This is a genomic window from Candidatus Binataceae bacterium, assembly GCA_036495685.1.
Taxonomy (GTDB): Bacteria; Desulfobacterota; Binatia; order Binatales; family Binataceae; genus JAFAHS01.
Window position 1 is genome coordinate 1 of record DASXMJ010000002.1, and the last position, 16910, is coordinate 16910.

General features: G+C 61.2%; 16 protein-coding genes. 7 read left to right on the forward strand and 9 right to left on the reverse strand.

Annotated features, from left to right (window positions below; translation table 11 throughout):
• Window positions 1-390: GFA family protein (locus VGI36_00120; protein HEY2483516.1), on the reverse strand; the 390-nt coding region annotated here is incomplete at its 3' end.
• Between the two features lie 190 nt (window positions 391-580).
• On the opposite strand from VGI36_00120, the gene VGI36_00125 reads away from it, so the two are divergent.
• Together VGI36_00125 and VGI36_00130 are read left to right on the forward strand one after the other, a co-directional pair.
• A complete protein-coding gene (locus VGI36_00125) occupies window positions 581-997 on the forward strand; it encodes a VOC family protein (GenBank protein HEY2483517.1) in 417 nt (138 codons plus the stop codon).
• A gap of 262 nt (window positions 998-1259) precedes the next feature.
• A complete protein-coding gene (locus VGI36_00130; GenBank protein ID HEY2483518.1) occupies window positions 1260-2207 on the forward strand; it encodes an alpha/beta hydrolase in 948 nt (315 codons plus the stop codon).
• A 289-nt stretch (window positions 2208-2496) separates the two neighbouring features.
• Here VGI36_00130 and VGI36_00135 read toward each other — a convergent pair whose 3' ends face one another.
• From VGI36_00135 to VGI36_00155, 5 genes are all read right to left on the reverse strand, one after another.
• On the reverse strand, window positions 2497-3699 hold the full coding sequence (locus VGI36_00135; protein HEY2483519.1) for an acyl-CoA dehydrogenase family protein: 1203 nt from the start codon (window positions 3697-3699) through the stop codon (window positions 2497-2499).
• A 250-nt stretch (window positions 3700-3949) separates the two neighbouring features.
• Entirely contained in the window at window positions 3950-4447 is a 498-nt protein-coding gene (locus tag VGI36_00140; protein ID HEY2483520.1) for a pyridoxamine 5'-phosphate oxidase family protein, read from the reverse strand.
• A gap of 87 nt (window positions 4448-4534) precedes the next feature.
• The gene (locus VGI36_00145) at window positions 4535-5287 is read right to left on the reverse strand and encodes a glucose 1-dehydrogenase (protein ID HEY2483521.1); all 753 of its coding nucleotides are present in this window, start codon (window positions 5285-5287) and stop codon (window positions 4535-4537) included.
• A gap of 56 nt (window positions 5288-5343) precedes the next feature.
• The gene (locus tag VGI36_00150; GenBank protein ID HEY2483522.1) at window positions 5344-6096 is read right to left on the reverse strand and encodes a glucose 1-dehydrogenase; all 753 of its coding nucleotides are present in this window, start codon (window positions 6094-6096) and stop codon (window positions 5344-5346) included.
• 64 nt (window positions 6097-6160) lie between these two features.
• On the reverse strand, window positions 6161-6829 hold the full coding sequence (locus VGI36_00155) for a cupin domain-containing protein (GenBank protein HEY2483523.1): 669 nt from the start codon (window positions 6827-6829) through the stop codon (window positions 6161-6163).
• Between the two features lie 359 nt (window positions 6830-7188).
• Between VGI36_00155 and VGI36_00160 the strand changes: the two genes are divergently transcribed.
• The gene (locus tag VGI36_00160; GenBank protein HEY2483524.1) at window positions 7189-8355 is read left to right on the forward strand and encodes a phytanoyl-CoA dioxygenase family protein; all 1167 of its coding nucleotides are present in this window, start codon (window positions 7189-7191) and stop codon (window positions 8353-8355) included.
• A 138-nt stretch (window positions 8356-8493) separates the two neighbouring features.
• Here VGI36_00160 and VGI36_00165 read toward each other — a convergent pair whose 3' ends face one another.
• Window positions 8494-9384 (reverse strand): alpha/beta hydrolase, encoded by an 891-nt coding sequence (locus VGI36_00165; protein ID HEY2483525.1) that lies wholly within the window; start codon window positions 9382-9384, stop codon window positions 8494-8496.
• Window positions 9385-9472: 88 nt separating this feature from the next.
• Between VGI36_00165 and VGI36_00170 the strand changes: the two genes are divergently transcribed.
• Window positions 9473-10225: an SDR family oxidoreductase gene (locus VGI36_00170; protein ID HEY2483526.1), complete on the forward strand. Its 753-nt coding sequence runs from the start codon at window positions 9473-9475 to the stop codon at window positions 10223-10225.
• 207 nt (window positions 10226-10432) lie between these two features.
• Here the strand turns inward: VGI36_00170 and VGI36_00175 are convergent, their stop codons facing one another.
• A complete protein-coding gene (locus VGI36_00175; protein HEY2483527.1) occupies window positions 10433-12067 on the reverse strand; it encodes a thiamine pyrophosphate-binding protein in 1635 nt (544 codons plus the stop codon).
• A gap of 324 nt (window positions 12068-12391) precedes the next feature.
• Between VGI36_00175 and VGI36_00180 the strand changes: the two genes are divergently transcribed.
• Complete coding sequence (locus VGI36_00180) at window positions 12392-13615, forward strand: CaiB/BaiF CoA-transferase family protein (GenBank protein HEY2483528.1); 1224 nt, start codon at window positions 12392-12394, stop codon at window positions 13613-13615.
• Between the two features lie 63 nt (window positions 13616-13678).
• Here the strand turns inward: VGI36_00180 and VGI36_00185 are convergent, their stop codons facing one another.
• A complete protein-coding gene (locus VGI36_00185; protein HEY2483529.1) occupies window positions 13679-14725 on the reverse strand; it encodes an LLM class flavin-dependent oxidoreductase in 1047 nt (348 codons plus the stop codon).
• Between the two features lie 163 nt (window positions 14726-14888).
• Between VGI36_00185 and VGI36_00190 the strand changes: the two genes are divergently transcribed.
• Both VGI36_00190 and VGI36_00195 read left to right on the forward strand, forming a co-directional pair.
• A complete protein-coding gene (locus tag VGI36_00190; GenBank protein HEY2483530.1) occupies window positions 14889-16127 on the forward strand; it encodes a cytochrome P450 in 1239 nt (412 codons plus the stop codon).
• A gap of 26 nt (window positions 16128-16153) precedes the next feature.
• Window positions 16154-16909, forward strand: a complete 756-nt coding sequence (locus tag VGI36_00195; GenBank protein HEY2483531.1) for an SDR family NAD(P)-dependent oxidoreductase — start codon at window positions 16154-16156, stop codon at window positions 16907-16909.
• The last annotated feature ends 1 nt before the right edge of the window (window position 16910 follow it).

Sequence of the window (16910 nt, forward strand, 5' to 3'; positions counted from 1 at the left end):
ATGCGGCGGCGGCCCCTTGGCTATCTTCTGCAGCGACGGGTTCATGTGGTCCCACTTGAGCGCACTCGAAGTCCAGATGTCGATTGTCGGGTAATAGCGGTTGGGATCGTCGAGACTCGTTAGATGGATTCCAATCGCATCGGCGCGGCCGGAAATCCTTGCGAACAGGCGCGATCCGCACTCCGCGCAAAATCCCCGGCTAATCGTGTTGCCGCTGTCAGTAGGCACTGAGCGGTACTTGGGCTGACCGGTTATTGTGACCGCAGCGGAAGGCACTGCGATTGCGCTGATGAAGGGCGCACCGCTGGCTTTCTGACAATCCCGGCAATGACAATTGAAAATTGCAAGCGGCTCGGCCGAACACACGAAGCGAATCGCCCGCACCCGCATCCGCCGGAAAACGCTTCTGCCATGGTGATCTCCTCTCGCTGGGAGCGTAGCGCCTTTGGCGTTGGGCGACGAGAGGACAAATCAATTAACCGCTCTTCACTTCATAAAGAGCTGCCGCTAGACAGGTCTTCAAGTGGGGGTTGGTTGCCGATTCTCTGATTTGGGTCTGCAAGCTGGTAGGATTCTCGGGATGGCCGTCAAATCCATTCCCGAGGGTTATCACTCGATCACGCCGCGGTTGTTTGTGCCGGACGCAGACGCGCTGGTCGAATTTCTGAAGCGGGCTTTTGCGGCGGTTGAGCGGCCGCGGGTCGGCAAAGGATCGCCCGCAGAGATGGTGATCGGCGATTCGATCGTGATCGTCAGCGCGAGCGGGGTGCGCCCAGCTCTGCCCGCGTTTCTCTACCTGTATGTCCCCGATACCGATGCCGCCTACCGCGAGGCCCTCAAGGCCGGGGCGAAATCACTCGAGGCGCCCGCGGATATGCACTACGGCGATCGGCGCGCCATGATCGAAGACCCGCAAGGCAATGCCTGGCAAATCGCAACTCACGTCGAAGACGTATCGCCGGAAGAGATCGCCCGCCGCCTCAAAGCGCGGCCATGACCTGCCAGAGCCAGGAAACTAGCCGCGGTCACCGCAAAGGGCTCCGCCCCTCGAGCCGTCGCGGAACTTCTTACAGACTGGACATAGAGAAAGAGTCTTTCTCGGCCGATCCTCGATCGTAGGACAACTCGATGCTCTCTCATTTCTCCGTCGGGCAATCTCCCGTGCGAATGCCACCGAAAGAATGGTCGCGCCTTACCTGGAGAGTAATCGACTAAGGCGTGGTGGGCATGCACAAATCGGTGCCGAGGACCTCGGCACTATGGACAGACGCAGCATTTTGAAGTCGGCCGCAGTGGCAGCCGGAGTGGGATTCATTGGCGTCGGGCGGGCGCAAGTTCTGGCTGAAGGTGCGAAGCTCGCCCCGGTTGCAGCAAAGGCGGCGCGAGCCAGGAAGTCTATCGAGACTGCCGATGGTGCCAGACTGTTCCATCGCGATTGGGGCGACGGCAAGCCGATTCTGTTTGTAGCGCCCTGGGGCCTGAACACGGATTGGTGGGAGTACCAGATGACCGCTTTGGCGGGCCACAATTTGCGCTGTGTCGGCTATGACCGACGTGGGCATGGTCGTTCGGACGAGCCCAAGGACGGCTACGACTTCGATACGCTGGCAGGCGATATGGCGGCGGTAATCGATCAGCTCGAGCTGCGGCAGGTCGTGCTCGTGGGCCAGTCGCTGGGATGCGGCGAGGTGGTCCGTTACCTCTCACGTCACGGCAGCAGCCGCATCGATAGAGTCGTGCTGGTCTCAACGATCACGCCGTTCATCATGAAGACGCCCGACAACCCCGATGGTGTTGATGAGGCCATCCTCGAAAAAACGCCAGCGGCGTTGTGCATGGATCGCGCACACGTGATCGCAGCGGCAGCGCCCACGTTCTTCGGCGCGCCCGGCAACACGGTCTCGCCGGAAATGGCGGGATGGTGGACCCGGATGATGGTGGACGGATGCTCGCTCAAAGTCATGATCGACCTGCAGCGCATGTTCACGCGGACTGATTTTCGCGCAGAGCTGCGAGCGATGACGCTGCCGACCTTGCTGATCCACGGCGACCATGACGCCTCAACACCCATCGAATTGACTGGACGCAAAACCGCGCAGTTGATTCCGCGTTGCCAGTTAAAGGTTTACGAGAATGCCGCGCATGGCTTGCCGATCACGCACAAGGATCAACTGACTGCTGACCTGCTTGCTTTCGTAGAAGGCTGAAGGGTGGCAGTGATCCGGCTTCGACCGGGAAAATGGTGGGACGAATCACTCTAAGGAGCCAGGAGCGTTTAGCCTCGAACACAGCTGGAAGCTGGTCTCACTTCGAGCGAGAGAGGAGGCGCGATCCCTCCTTCCCGGGACCGGCTTCGATTTGGAAGGAAACAAATCGCACGCCCAAAGGATTCCATTTCATTGGTCAGTTTCCGTCCGGGCGTCTGGAAAAGCACCGGCGGGTGCAACACAGGCGAGTGACTCAGACCCAGGATCGTGGGTGTGGGAGAGCGGGTGCTCACAACATCGGGTTGGGCCTCTCGTCCGAGTTGAGGAGCAGCGCGCCAACCCATTCGAGCGTGCGACGCTGACCGACGAGGTGCTGGCACCACGTGTCCGCATCGCGAAGTGCACGATCGAGCGGGCCTTTTTGCGTGTAGATAGCAGCGCCGCCGAGAGCATCGAAAAGCATCCTGATGACCTGACGCGCCGCATGGCAGACATTCACCCGCGCCAACCACACATCGGCGCGTTCCCTTTCGGTTGGCTTCTCGGCTTTTTCCAGGCGTTCCCATTGACGATCAAGTGATGAAAAGACGTAGGAGCGCGCCGCACCCAACATCATTTCGGCGTCGGCAATGGTGCTCTGAATACGTGCGAGGTTCTTGTAGAGTTTCGTGCTCGGAAACTCCACTTTGCCCTGCATCGCGTCGCAGAAGAAATCGATCGCCGCACGAGCGGCGCCCAGGGGAACTCCAGCCATCTTAGGGAGAATCGTGTTGCTGTTGCGCCATAAGGGAGCATCGCGCTTCGCAGGCTCGGAAAAGCTTAGACTGTGGCGCTCCGGAATGAACAAGTCGTCGGCGCGGTAGTCGTTGCTGCCCGTGCCACGCAGGCCGGTCGTGTGCCAGGTGTCCGCGATCTCAAAAGATGATGCCGGCGCGAGCATCAACCGCCAGCGGGGAATCCGTTCGTTGATCATTTCAGGTACGCCGTTTGCGTAGACGATGCAGCCAGCCGAGACCACATCGGCATGGGTAATTCCGGAGCCGAAGGGCCATTGTCCCTTGATTCGGTAACCACCCTCGACGCGGTCGGCTCGGCCGACCGGTAAAGCATGACCCGCCGTGGCCAGGTCGAGACTGGGATAGAGTTCGCGCGCGGCAGCGTCGTCCAAATATCCGGAAAAAAGGCCCGAGTCGCATCCGATCATCACGCACCATCCGACCGAAGCGTTGGCCTTCGACAATTCTTCAATTACCTCGACTTGCTCGATGGTGCTGAGTTCGGGACCGCCCCAGCTCTTGGGCATAGTAAGCCGGAACATGCCGGCGCTGCGAATGCGCTCCGCTACCTCGGGCGGAAGCTTGCGGGCCGCTTCGATCTCAGGTGATTTTTCGCGCAGGAACCCGCCTAACTCGCGCGCATTCGCATAAATCTCAGCCGCGCCAAGAAAGGCTCCCGCGTCAGCATCGGGCACAAGTGTCGATGGTCCCGTCATCAGGGTTCCTCCCCTCACTTCGTCTGCTCCCGATCGATGTACCGCCGCGGCGTGGTTCAGGCAATGCGCAAACCAGCCGAATCTCGGAGAGTGCACATCTGTTGATGATATCATTGCCAGTGACACAAACCCTGGGGGACGAGGATTGGGACCGGCTACTCAGTCTGGGCTGACCACCTGCGAGGGGCCGCTCGCATGGAAGGCCACCGAGAACTTCAACTGATCGGACCCGCCGTCCGGGAGAAGGGACTTACTTCTCGGAAGCCTGAGTCGCTGCTGATTTCGGAACCGAGTCGGTGCGCAGGCTAATTCGGGCATTGTCCCAGGTTACGGCGGGACCGACCGGCTTGAGCCGCAGGAGAACCATGTCCGCGTACGCTTTCCGGGTAGCTTCGGTCAGAGCTCCGGTGGACTCACCGAACCCGCCATATTTCCTCGCCAGCGCGGCGACGGCACGATCATATTCTTCGCCCGCCTCCAACCGCTCCACTTCCACTCGCAGCATGACCGCGCACAGCTCCTTCCAGCGCTCTCCTCTTTCCACCAAGAAATTTCCGCGCGAGTCGTGGCGGATGCGCGCGAGCTTCTTGGACTGCGCCGGGGTGCGCAAATAGATGTACCGGTCGAGCGCCACAAACCACATTGGGAGAGAAATCGGCCAACCGTTGCGCTGAAGGGTCGTGAAGATCCCCGTATGTGCCCGCTCGAGTTCGGCCCATGCTTCTTTTTCCGAAAGACGAATGCTCATGCGTCCATCGGTCTCCTTTTCAAATCCGGCGGGACCGTTTGGCGAGCGCGTATTATGTGTCCAAGGATTGCCTGCCAGCTGCGGCGATTAGACCGCCGTGTAACCGCCATCCACCACCAGCTCCGCTCCTGTGACGAACGATGCCTCGTCGCTCGCGAGGAATACTACACACCACCCGACCTCTTCGGGCTGAGCTCCGCGCTTCATTGGGGCGAGCTCTATCAAAGACTGCAATTGTTCGCGGGGCACAATGTCGACCATCGGCGTCAGGATCACACCAGGGTGAACCGAGTTCACGCGAATCCTATCGGGCGCGTACTGTACCGCCGCAGCCTTGGTCAGCAGCCGAACCGCGCCTTTGGTGCCGTGATAGGCGGCGGAACCGGCTGAGCCGATTAGTCCGTAGATCGAGGAGATATTGATAATCGAGCCTCCGCCGCGCCGGCGCATCGCCGGTACTGCCGCCTTCATACCGAGCCACACCCCCTTCTGGTTGATGTTGACCACGGCGTCCCAATCTTCTTCATTGGTGTCTTCGATGCCGCCGGTACGATAGATGCCGGCGTTATTGACGAGGATGTCCAGGCCGCCAAAGTCATGTTCGCCGGCGGCGACTGCGGCGCGCCAGTCGTTGGCGCGGGTAACATCGAGATGAAGCGCCACCGCCGCTTTGGTCGCGGCCTTGGCGTTGATTTCATCCGCGGTCTGTTTGCAGACATCGTCGAGCACATCGCCGAGCACAACCTTTGCGCCCTCACTGGCGAAGAGACGCGCCTCGGCGGCACCCTGTCCGCGCGCACCGCCAGAGATAAGAGCGACCTTGCCTTTGAGTCTTTCCATTCTAAAGTTCCCTCCGACCGTTGCTGGGGTTCTTCGGCCGGGTCCTGGCCGCGGCTTTAGGTCGCGGTCAGACCGCCATCTACCACGAACTCCGCACCAGTCACGTAGGATGCCTCGTCGCTGGCCAGAAACAGCACCACCTGGGCGACCTCTTCGGGTCGCCCCTCGCGCTTCATCGGCACGATGGTGCTGATGCCCTCGCGTCGCTCCTTCGGGATTATGTCGATCATCTGGGTGGAGATGACTCCCGGATGAACCGAGTTGACCCGAATTTTCTCGCCCGCATATTGCACGGCGGCGGACTTGGTCAACAGCCGCACCGCGCCCTTGGTGCCGTGATACGCGGTCGAACCGGGCGATCCGGTCAGCCCCGCAACCGACGAGATGTTTACGATCGCTCCGCCACCCCGCCGACGCATTGCGGGTACCGCCGTCTTCATCCCGAGCCACACGCCCTTCTGGTTGATGTTGACAAGCGAATCCCAGAGTTCCTCGCTGGTGTCCTCAAGACCGGACATGTTGAAAATGCCCGCGTTGTTGACCAGGATGTCGAGGCCACCAAATCCACTCTCGCAGACGTCAACCGCAGCTCGCCAGTCCGCGGCGCGCGTGACGTCGAGATGAAGTACAGCGGCCACTCGCTCTCCGGCCCGCGCGTTAATTTCCGCGGCCAGTTTGGTGGCCTGATCGTCAATCACGTCTCCGACTACAACCCTTGCCCCCTCGTTGACGAACAGCCGGGCCTCGGCGGCACCCTGTCCGCGCGCGCCACCGGAAATCAGCGCAACCTTGCCTCTAAGCCGATCCATGTTACCTCGCATGCGAGCGCAACCGCCGCAGCCGATTGCGCCATCGCAGTTTTCGCGCCCCTGACTACTTCATCATCTCAACGCCGCCGGTCACCAGAGCAAAGATCGTCGCCCCATTTCTGGTCGAGACCGTGTGCGTGCAGCCATTGGGCCGGTAGTTCGCGTTGCCCGCGACAACCTCGCCCGATTCATCCGCATTGGAACCCTCGATCACGAAGATCAATTCATCGCCGACGTGCTTATGACGGGGCAGTTGGGCGCCCGGGTCAAAGCGTACCAACGCGGCTCGCCGTTTGGTTTCTTTGTCATGCCAGATCGGCTTCTGGCGTACCCCGGGCATCGCTTCGGTCCAAGCAATCTCGCTCAGGTCAAAGTTCTGCGAGCGCGGAGCCCCCGTTAGATCCGTGGCAGGTTCGATGCCACCGCTGACAATCGCGAGGACGGTCGCACCGTTCTTACTGGTGACGCTGTGAATGCACCCGTTGGGACGATAGCCGACGTTGCCGGTGGTAGTGGTGCCGTGTTCGTCGGCGATTGAACCTTCGATGACATAAAGCAATTCGTCGCCCACATGACGATGGGTTGGAAGTATGGCTCCGGGCTCGAAACGCGTCAGTAGGGCGCGGCGCTTGGTCGCCGGGTCGGACCAGAGCACCTTGGCCTTGAGTGCCGAAGCCATGGAAGTCCATTCAAGGTCGTTCACGCGGATTATCTGCGATGGTGTGTCAGCCATGGTTTCCTCCGCAGCGGCAATCTCTGATGGGGTCGGCGCGCTGGTTAACTGGCTTGCTAACCCTGTTCCCTCAGCGTTGTCAATCGACGTGAACTGCGACGCTTCAGCATGAGAAGCAGAGGGGATTCCCGTTCTTGCGCGCTGTTCCCCGCCGGATTCCTGATGTCCAGCAAAAACCGGGAGTTTCGGGTAGACGGAGATCGCCACGTCGGAAAGACGCCAGACATCGAAGAATTCCCGGCTCAGGTCGCATTCCCGGGCGGGTGGGATTGTCAGCTGGCTGATTGCCGCAATTGGCCGATTCGTGGCATTAACGATCAGGCCCTCGGCCGACGGGCATTCCAACTGGAGAGTTGAGTATGGCAAACCTGCCACTCCTCAAGGTCCCGATCGTTGATTACGGAGCAGAGCAGTCTGCGATGGAACGTTATCGCAAGGAAGGCGAGGAACGTGCGATGCGCCTCGGCAACCGAGGTGCGCTTAAGTTCGATCGCGCCGGTAATCTCGATCCAGCGATTCAAGATGCGTACAAGCGCTGCGGATTTTACATCTTCGAAGGATTGCTGGCCGAGGAAGAGCTGCAGGACCTCGAACGGGATGTGGCCGAGATGCTTGCGCGCGCACCTGTAACAAAAGGTGCCGCTATCGACAGCCAAGGGCGTCCGGCGCTTTCGGCGGATTGCAAGGCGCCGAACATCTCATGGGTCAAACCTCTTTCCGACCCGCTCGGGGGCACTACTTTTGCGCGCGGCCGACACCCGGCGAAGATGATCGAGCCCACGCCGCCTAAAGAAGCGCCCGAATACGTGATGCAGCTCGTACTCGGCTCGCTGCAGTTTTCCGATGCGTGCCTGCGGCTCTACGGACATCCGCAACTGCTAACAGTTGCCGAGAGTATCAATGGCGAGGATTTCACGCCCTTCAACGAAGCGGTGTGGATCAAGCAGCCGGGCCTGGGTGGTTCAGTAGCATGGCATCAGGATGGCTGGACTCACTGGGACAGTCCGACCCTCGACGGGGGCACCCACGGCTTCAACTTCATGGCACAACTCTACGGTTGTAACGCGATCAACGGGCTGTGGGTGGTGCCAGGCTCACATAGACACGGCAAGGCGGACCTCAAAGGGATGGTCGAGGCGGCGGGGTCCGATCGTTTGCCCGATGCCGTCCCGTTTATCTGTGCGCCGGGCGACGTGGCGATCTGCAACCGCCAAGCAATTCACGGTTCATTTGCGAACACCTGCCAGGATGTCCGGGTCACAATCAACTTCGGCTTTCATCGTCGCAAGTCAGTTCTGGGAGTAGTCAGCGGAGGCGTTCACAACCCGGTCGCGGTTTACGACGATCAGCGCATTCGCGAGCGTTCCCGGCTAGTCATGTATGCCATCGATGCGCGCCAGCAGCGATTTCCGGATGAGAAGCCTTACCGCTATAAGCCGCTCGCCGGCCAGCAGGAGCTGTATCGTTGGACGCCGGAGCGGAGAGCCGAGCTGAAAGACTACAACCTGCAGGACCTTGGAATTTAGTCGTTTTTCTCTTCCGGGTTCGACGCCCCGCGCGGGTTGCGACCAGGAACGCGCGAAACTTTGGTCGCTCGGAGTAAACCACTGGAACGAGCAGACACCGCGTGGCCGGTCGCGCGAGGGCCGGTAAGACATCGACCCTCAGTTTCGCGTGCGCGATCCGATTAGTCCGCTGCCCGCGAGGCTTTGAGGGTCGCGCGACCTCCATTTGCCACGCTCGACGGCGCTGAAGAATTCCTGCACCGCGTGATTAAACGCGGCCGGCTCCTCGAGGTTTACCGCGTGCCCCGTGCGCGGCACCATCCACAGTCCGGCGCCTGGAATTGTTTGCTTGAGCATAACGCTGGCGTCGAGACACGGATCGTCCTCATCCCCGACGATGAGCAGAACTGGAACCGTCATTTTGGCGAGTTCCGAGGTGAAGTCATAAAGCGACGGACGCAACGCCTGGTAGTTGCGCAACGTCAATGCCGATCCGATGGGAGAATGCTCACTCAGATGCCGCACGAATTCCTCCCAGCCGCGCGGATCTTTGTTGCGGAGTTGAATGCGGGTCGGCCCGAGACCCAATGCCCGCGCGAGCGGCGCCGAACCCTCCTTGAGAAAGCGCTCGGCCGTCGCTTCGCATTGCTTGCGGAAAGTCTCGCGCTCGGACTTCGGCGCGCCCGAACCACACCCGGCCACGACCAGCGAAGTGGCCCTTTCCGAATAGCGCAGACCGAAATGCAGCGCCGCAAAAGCTCCCATGCTGAGTCCAACCACGTGAGCCTTGTCGATCGCGAGATGCTTTAGGACCGCCGCGATGTCGTCGGTCGCGCGATCCTGTCCGTAGGACGAATCATCCCCGGGCACGTCGGAGGGTGGATAGCCGCGTGCGTTGTACGTGATGCATCGGTAGTGTCGCGAAAACCAGCGCACCTGGCTTTCCCACTCGCGGTAGTCGGAACCGAACTCGTGGGCGAAAATGATCGGATGGCCGTCTCCGCTCTCCTCGAAGTAGAGTCTTGCTCCCGATGATTGTGCGTACGGCATGGGATAACTCCCGCGCTGGTGATATGGCGGACAGTTAGTTCATGCAAGCAAGCTTCGCAACTACATTGCAACAGGAGATCGATTCGACATGGCGGGAAAAATAGCGATCGTAACCGGCGCAGGTACCGGTATCGGAAAGCACGCGGCCCTCGCCCTGATGCGCGAAGGATACGCGGTCGTGTTCGGCGGACGGCGGTTGGAATTGCTCGAGGCCGCCGCGGTCGAGGGGCGCGCGACTGGCTCGTCCGCCATCGCGGTGCAGACGGATGTGAGCGACCCGGAATCGGTCAAAAACCTTTTCGCGAAGACCCGCGAAGCGTACGGCCGTCTCGACGTGCTGTTCAATAACGCCGGAATTGGTGCTCCGGCCGTACCGCTTGAGGATCTTTCCTTGGAACGCTGGCGGGCAGTCGTCGAAACCAACCTGACCGGTGCATTCCTGTGCACGCAGGAGGCCTTTCGCATCATGAAGGCACAACAGCCGCGGGGCGGGCGCATCATCAACAACGGCTCCATCTCGGCCCACACGCCACGTCCCAACTCCGCCCCCTATACCTCGACCAAGCACGCGATGACCGGGCTGACCAAATCGACCTCGCTAGATGGCCGCAAGTACGATATTGCGTGCAGCCAAATCGACATCGGCAACGCCGCAACCGAGATGACCGCGCGTATGGCGCGCGGTGTGCCGCAGGCGTCGGGCGAGATTGCAGCTGAGCCCACTTTTGATGTCGAGCACGTCGCGCGAGCGGTGGTGTACATGGCCAATCTGCCGCTCGAAGCGAATGTTCAGTTCATTACCATCATGGCTACCAAAATGCCTTTCGTCGGGCGCGGCTAAGATCTTTGCCTGGTTCGGAACCTCGCTGGTGCGAGCCGTCTTGCGAGCCGGCGCAGCTACAACCAGGTCGAAACCTGCGGCATGGCGCGAGATGGAATGTTGGTCAAAGGCGCCAAATTGCCCATAGATGAGAAGAGAGAGGCGCAGCCTCTCTACTTCCGGTTGAGAAGGCACCGGCGAATCGCGATTCGGCTGCGGCCGACGCTCTCAGTAGCCCGCAAACCCCATATCGGTGGTTGCCTGCGCCTCGGGATCGGTGCACACGTTGACCAGTGCAGTCTTGCGACTCTTGATGGCCCGTTCGATCGCCGGACGGATCTCATCGGGGCGCTCCACGAATTCTCCATAGCCGCCGAGCGCTTCGACCATCTTGTCGTAGCGTTGGAAGCCGAGATCGCGCCCCACGTTGCCGCCGGTCTTACGCGAGGTGAATCCACCGTTGTTCGAGACCACTACCACGATGGGCAAGCGATGCCGAATGGCGGTGTCCATTTCCATCCCGTTCCAGCCGAATGCTCCGTCGCCGCTCAGCACCAGCACGGGGAGGTCAGGACGCGCAGCCTGCGCGCCGATTCCGAACGGGATACCGACGCCCATACAGCCATGCGGACCGGCATTGAGACTGCAGCGCGCCTGGTAGATGGGAATCGATTGGCGAGCGAAGTTCAGTATTTCATGTCCGTCAACCACCAGGATGGTCTCCCGTGAAATGACTTCCTTGACCTCGTTGCAGAGGCGCAGCGGATGGATCGGAACCGCATTGGAGTGCAACAGCGGCGCCGAGCGTTCCAGGTTCGACCGATGCTTGACGGCGAGCTGCGCGACCCATTCGGTCTCGTGCTTGGGATCAAACTTGCCGGCCGCCTCAAGGGTGAGTTGCTCGAGCACCAGTCTGGCGTCACCGATGATGCCTATGTCGGCGGCACGATTATGGCCGATCTCCTTACCGTCGAGGTTCACGTTGATCAGCTTGGCGTCCGGCGAAAAACGCGGAGGTCGCAGGAATGACAGCATCGAGTTGGCGCGGGCACCGATTACCAACACCACATCTGCTTCGCGAAATGCGGTCGAGCGCGCCCCTGGGAACGAGCGGGGATGGTCTTCCGCAACGACTCCACGACCTTGGGGAGTGGTGAAGAAGGGCAGTCCCGTCGCTTCGATAAACTTTTGCAGCTGATCCTCCGCCCGTGACCACAGCACGCCGCTTCCCGTAAGGACCAGCGGTTTGCGTGCCTTGGCCAGAAGCTCGACCGCGCTGCGGATCAGAGCTGGATCACCTGCGGGACGCGCTTCGGTCCGCGAGGGGCTCGCGACCCACTGAATTTTCTCCTCCTCGACCTTACCAGCGAGCACGTCACCCGGCAGGTCGAGGTAGACCGGACCCCGCTTGCCGTCGAGCGCCTCGCGAAAAGCAATGCTGATATATTCAGGAATCCGGTACCCGAGGTCGACGCGATACGCAGCCTTCACGATCGGTCGCATCATCGGAATCTGGTCCATCTCCTGGAACGTGTCGAGCGTGGTACCGCGCATCGGCGCGGCGCCGCCGATCGCGATGACCGGGGCGGCATCAGCCCATGCGTTGCCAAGACCGGTCACCAGGTTGGCGACACCCGGACCCATCGGTGCGATACAGATTCCGGGTTTCCCCGTAACCCTCGCATACGCGTGCGCCATCATGGCCGCCGCCTGCTCGTGGCGCACGTAGATCCCCTGCATGCCCAGTTCCAGGCACGCGCCCGCGGTCCCCGAGGTGGGCCCGCCCATCATGAAGAAGATCGTGTCGACGCCTTCCTGCTTGAACGACTGAGCGATGATCTGTTCCCCGCGTAGTGTTCCCATGGTCGATTGCCTCCAAGCTGCCCGGCTAAGCCATGTGGCAAACGAGCAACAAGCGGCCGTCTCTGTCAAGCGGATCGGGGAAGCAGCAATCGCCTCGTCGGTGGGGTGCTTGAAATGGTTCTGGCTGAGGCGACGCTGTGGGTGAGATTGGCGCACGCGGGTACCTGGTTCATGGCACGTTAGGCAGAGGAAATGCGCATAGTCGGGACCTGCCGCTGTCCATGCGCACCAGGAGGCTTCTGAGGCAGAGGTCCCCTTCCTCGAGGAGGTTGTGTTTGGAACGCTGGGGTGTGAAAAGTTGAAGCGCTGAGAGGGCGGAATCACATGGCACAGACGTCGAAGCGTATGCTCGAGGGCTACCGGGTGCTCGATTTCACCCAGGTCCTGGCCGGACCGACCACGACGCGATATCTGGCCGAGATGGGCGCCGAGGTAGTCAAGGTCGAGTTTGCTCCTAACGGCGATATATCGCGCGCGGTACCTTACATTCGGAACGGGCGGAGCGCGTATTACGTCCAGCAGAATCTGGGCAAGAAAAGTTTGTGCCTCGACCTCAAGAATCCCAAGGCGGTGGAGATCATCCGCGACCTGATCCAGAAGGTCGATGTGATCGTGGAGAATTACGCGCCCGGCGTGATCGCGCGGCTGGGATTCGGCTACGAGGCGGTCCGGGCGCTTCACCCGAAAGTCATCATGTGTTCGATCTCGACCTTCGGGCAGAACGGACCACTCGCGAACCGCCCAGGCTACGACTTTATCGGATGCGCCTATTCGGGGGTGTTGAGCATGATTGGCGAGCGCGACGGCGCCCCATCGCTGCCCGCGGTAGGAGTCGGCGATATCAGCACCGGGGTGCACGCCCTGTCAGCGATCGTGGCGGCGCTGCTCCATCGCGAACGGACCGGCGAGGGGCAATATCTCGAGACCTCGTTGCTGGATTGTTATTTCAGCTACCACGACATGCCGGTACACACCGCGAGTTTGAGCGGCGGCGCGATTTTGCCGCGGCGCAACGGCGCACACCATTACGCGGTTGCCCCGCTCGGCATATTCAACGGCAAACGGCATCCGATTCTGATCATGGCGGGAACCCAACACCAATTCCCGTATCTGTGCAGTGCGATGGGGAAGCCGGAGCTCGCGGAGGATACGCGCTTTCGCACCATTTCTGCTCGTATGGAGCACCTCGAAGAACTCAAGGCACTCATTCAGAAGTGGTTCGACGCAATGCCGACCGACGAGGCGGTGTACCGCTGTTTCGAAGAGTATCGGGTGCCCTTCGCGGAAGTGTTATCGACTGAAGAGGCGATGGCGCATCCGCATCTGCGCGAGCGCGAGCTGGTGCGGACGGTGAGCGATCGTTTCCTGGGCGAGTTCGAGGTACCAGGGTTTCCGCTGCGCTTTTCGGGTTACGGGCGGCATCGGACGACTACGGCGCCGACCTTGGGAGAGCACAACGCGGCGGTGCTGCGCGAGTATCTGGGATACTCGCCAGAGCGGATTTCGGCGCTGGAGGGTGAGGGTGTGCTGTGTCGTGGCGAGCGTTGACGGGCAGGCGCGGCTGATGCGCCAATCGGGGGGAGCTGAACTAACCCCGGACCCCAACGTTATCTAGGCGACCGGCCTGAGGTGCGGAGCGACCTCCCGGGCGAACAGGTCCATCGAACGGCGTGACCGTTCTGGTGCCAGGCCGGGCAGATGCATTCCGAGCACCAAGTGCGTCGTTCGCACATTCTTGAAGGACTCGTTAAGACGCGCCGTGACTTCGTCCGGGCTCCCAAACAGTGGAGTAAACATCAGGCCTTGCGCCTGGCGAAGCTTGGATGGTTCCGGCAGATTCGCGAATTGCGCGGCGTTGGGCATCTCGTTGGCCTCCACGATCCAGCGGCCATACAGCCTCAGCATGCAATGATAGTGATCCTGCGCCTCAGACCAGGCTTCGTCGCTGCTCCGCGCGACATAGGTCCAGTGGAGTTGGGCGGCGCTGTAGTCCGCGGGATTCCGCCCTGCCTGGCGCAGTGATTCATCATAGATTTGTTGTGCGCGCGGATCGCCCAAACCCATGAAGTGACATCCCATCCGGCCCGCGCGCCGGATAGCCTTGGGCGCGCCCGCCCCAATCCACAGGGGCGGATGCGGCTTCTGCACTACGGGTGGCATCAAGGTGATGTTCTGCACTCGGTAGTGCTGTCCGGAGTACGAGAACTCCTTTTTGGTCCACGCACCGCGCAGTACCTCGATGCCCTCTTCCATTCGCCCTGCGCGTGCTTTTCGATCAACGCCGTAGCCGGCGAATTCATTCGGGCCGTAGCCCTGGCCCACCCCGAGATCGAAGCGGCCGTTGGAGATGATGTCAATCGTCGCCGCATCCTCGGCGACCCGGACGGCATTGTGCAGGGGTAGCAGCACCAGGTAAGTGCCCACTCTGATGCGCGTGGTAGTCGCGGCGATTGCGGACGCGATCGGAAGAATCGCGGGCGAGTAGCCATCTTCGGCGAAGTGGTGCTCAGTGAGCCACGCCTGGTCGTAGCCAAGTTCCTCGGCGCCTCGGATTTGCGCAAGCTGCTCGGCGTAGAACTGCGGCCACGGCCTCCGCCATTCAACCGGGTTCCGGAACGGGAACAACAATCCGATATTGAGCTGATTGCAAAGGCTCATTCGCCATTGACTATTCCGCCACCCTGGTTTTGACAAGCCTGCGAAGCTGGTAGTGACCTTCGCGGAGGTTTGACGAGAGGGCGTCAAGCGTGCCTGACTACGGTTGGGCGAGCGCGCGCAGGCGGATAACGCTTGAGGCGACCCCACAGAGGAGACGCCGGCCATGGTGAACGATTTCGATTTGACCAATCCCGATTTCTTCGTTTCCGGCGATCCGCATTCGGTTTGGAGAGAACTGCGCGCGGCTGATCCCGTGCATTGGACCGAGCGCCAGAACAAACGGGGCTTCTGGTCGATAACCAAGTACGATGACGCACAGCGCGTCTATCGTGATCCGACGACTTTCAGCTCGCTGGGCGGTATCGCTCTCGGTTTCGCTGACGCACCCGATCCGAATCAGCCGCGCATGCTGTTCGGCTTCGGCCAGATGATGATCACCACAGACCCACCGCGCCACGGGCGAATCCGGCAGATGCTCAATCGGCGATTTACGCCGCGCGCGCTGGCGCCGCATGAACCGCACGTGCGCGCGATCACCCGGGAAATCATCGACGCGGTCGCCGAGCAGGGCCGTTGCGACCTGGTAGTCGATGTAGCGGCGAAGCTGCCAACCGCGGTCATCTGCGAGATGCTCGCGGTCCCGCGCGAAGATTGGGACCTAATGTTCGCGCTCGGCAACATGACATTGGGGAACGAAGACCCCGAGTACCAGGTCGACGGATCTGCCCAGAAGACCGGTGCGCAGGCACAGAGGGACATCTTCAACTATTTCATGAGGTTAATCGGCGAACGACGCAGCAGCCCGGGTGACGACCTGGTCAGCGCGCTCGTACACGGTGACATCGAAGGTGACCACCTCAGCGACCTTGAGGTGGTGTTCAACTGCTTCCTGCTGATCCTGGGAGGCCAGGAAACCACCCGCAACGCGATCACCGGGGGCATGGACGCGTTGATGCGCTGTCCCGACGATCGCGAACGCCTGGCGCGCCAGTCAGCACTGATGCCGACCGCCATCGAAGAAATCCTGCGCTGGACCTCACCGATCACTCATATAATGCGCACCGCAACGCGCGCGGTGGAGCTGCGCGGGCGATCGATTCAGGAAGGGGACCGGGTGGTCATCTGGAACCCATCCGCGAATCGTGACGAGGAGGTGTTCGCGGATCCCTACACCTTCGACCTTGCTCGCAAGCCCAACGACCACATCGCGTTCGGCTACGGTGAACATTTCTGTATCGGTGCGAACCTCGCTCGACTCGAGCTGCGCGTGATGCTCGATGAACTGCTCCGCCGCATGCCGGACATGGCTCCGGCTGGAGCGCCAGAGCGTTTGCGATCCAATCTGCTCGCCGGCATCAAGCATCTGCCGGTCACGTACACTCCAGCCCGGGTCGCGGCCTGACCGCGGCGCTTCGTGGAGAGACAATCATGAAACTGGACGGCAAGAACGCGCTAATCACGGGCGCAGGATCGGGAATGGGCAGAGCAACGGCGCTATTGTTTGCGCGCGAGGGGGCGAAGGTCGCGGCCATCGACATAGATGAAAAGGCTGCCGCCGAGACGGCCACTCAAATAGAGCGCAACGGCGGGAAGGCGGTGGCAATTCGCGCTGACGTTTCGGTGGAAGCCGACGCAAAGCAGATGGTCGAAACTGCGGCGCGGCGGCTGGGCACGCCTGGCGTACTGTTCAACAACGCGGGCATCGAAGGCGAATCGGCGTTTATCGGCAAGATGACGGCCGAGGCTTTCGACCGCGTGATTGCCATCAACCTGCGCGGCGTATTCCTCGGGATGAAATATGTCCTCCCGCCCATGGTCGACGCCGGAGGCGGTTCGATTATCAACCAGGCTTCGATCGCAGGGATGGTGGCGGTGCGCGGTGGAGCAGCATACAGCGCGGCAAAGGCCGGAGTAATCGCCATGACACGCGTGGCGGCGCTCGAATACGCGCGCTTTAACATCCGCGTCAACTGCATCTGCCCGGGCGGCATCGAAACCGAGATGGCCAAGCGCATTCGGCGCGGCGCCGAGCCCGACCCGAAGGACGTGAGGCGCATCTCGGTGCTCGGACGGATGGGAGAGCCGGAGGAGATCGCGAACATGGCGCTGTTCCTCGCCAGCAGCGATTCATCGTTCGCGACCGGCGCACCATTCGTAGTCGACGGGGGTTGGACGATCCGCTAGA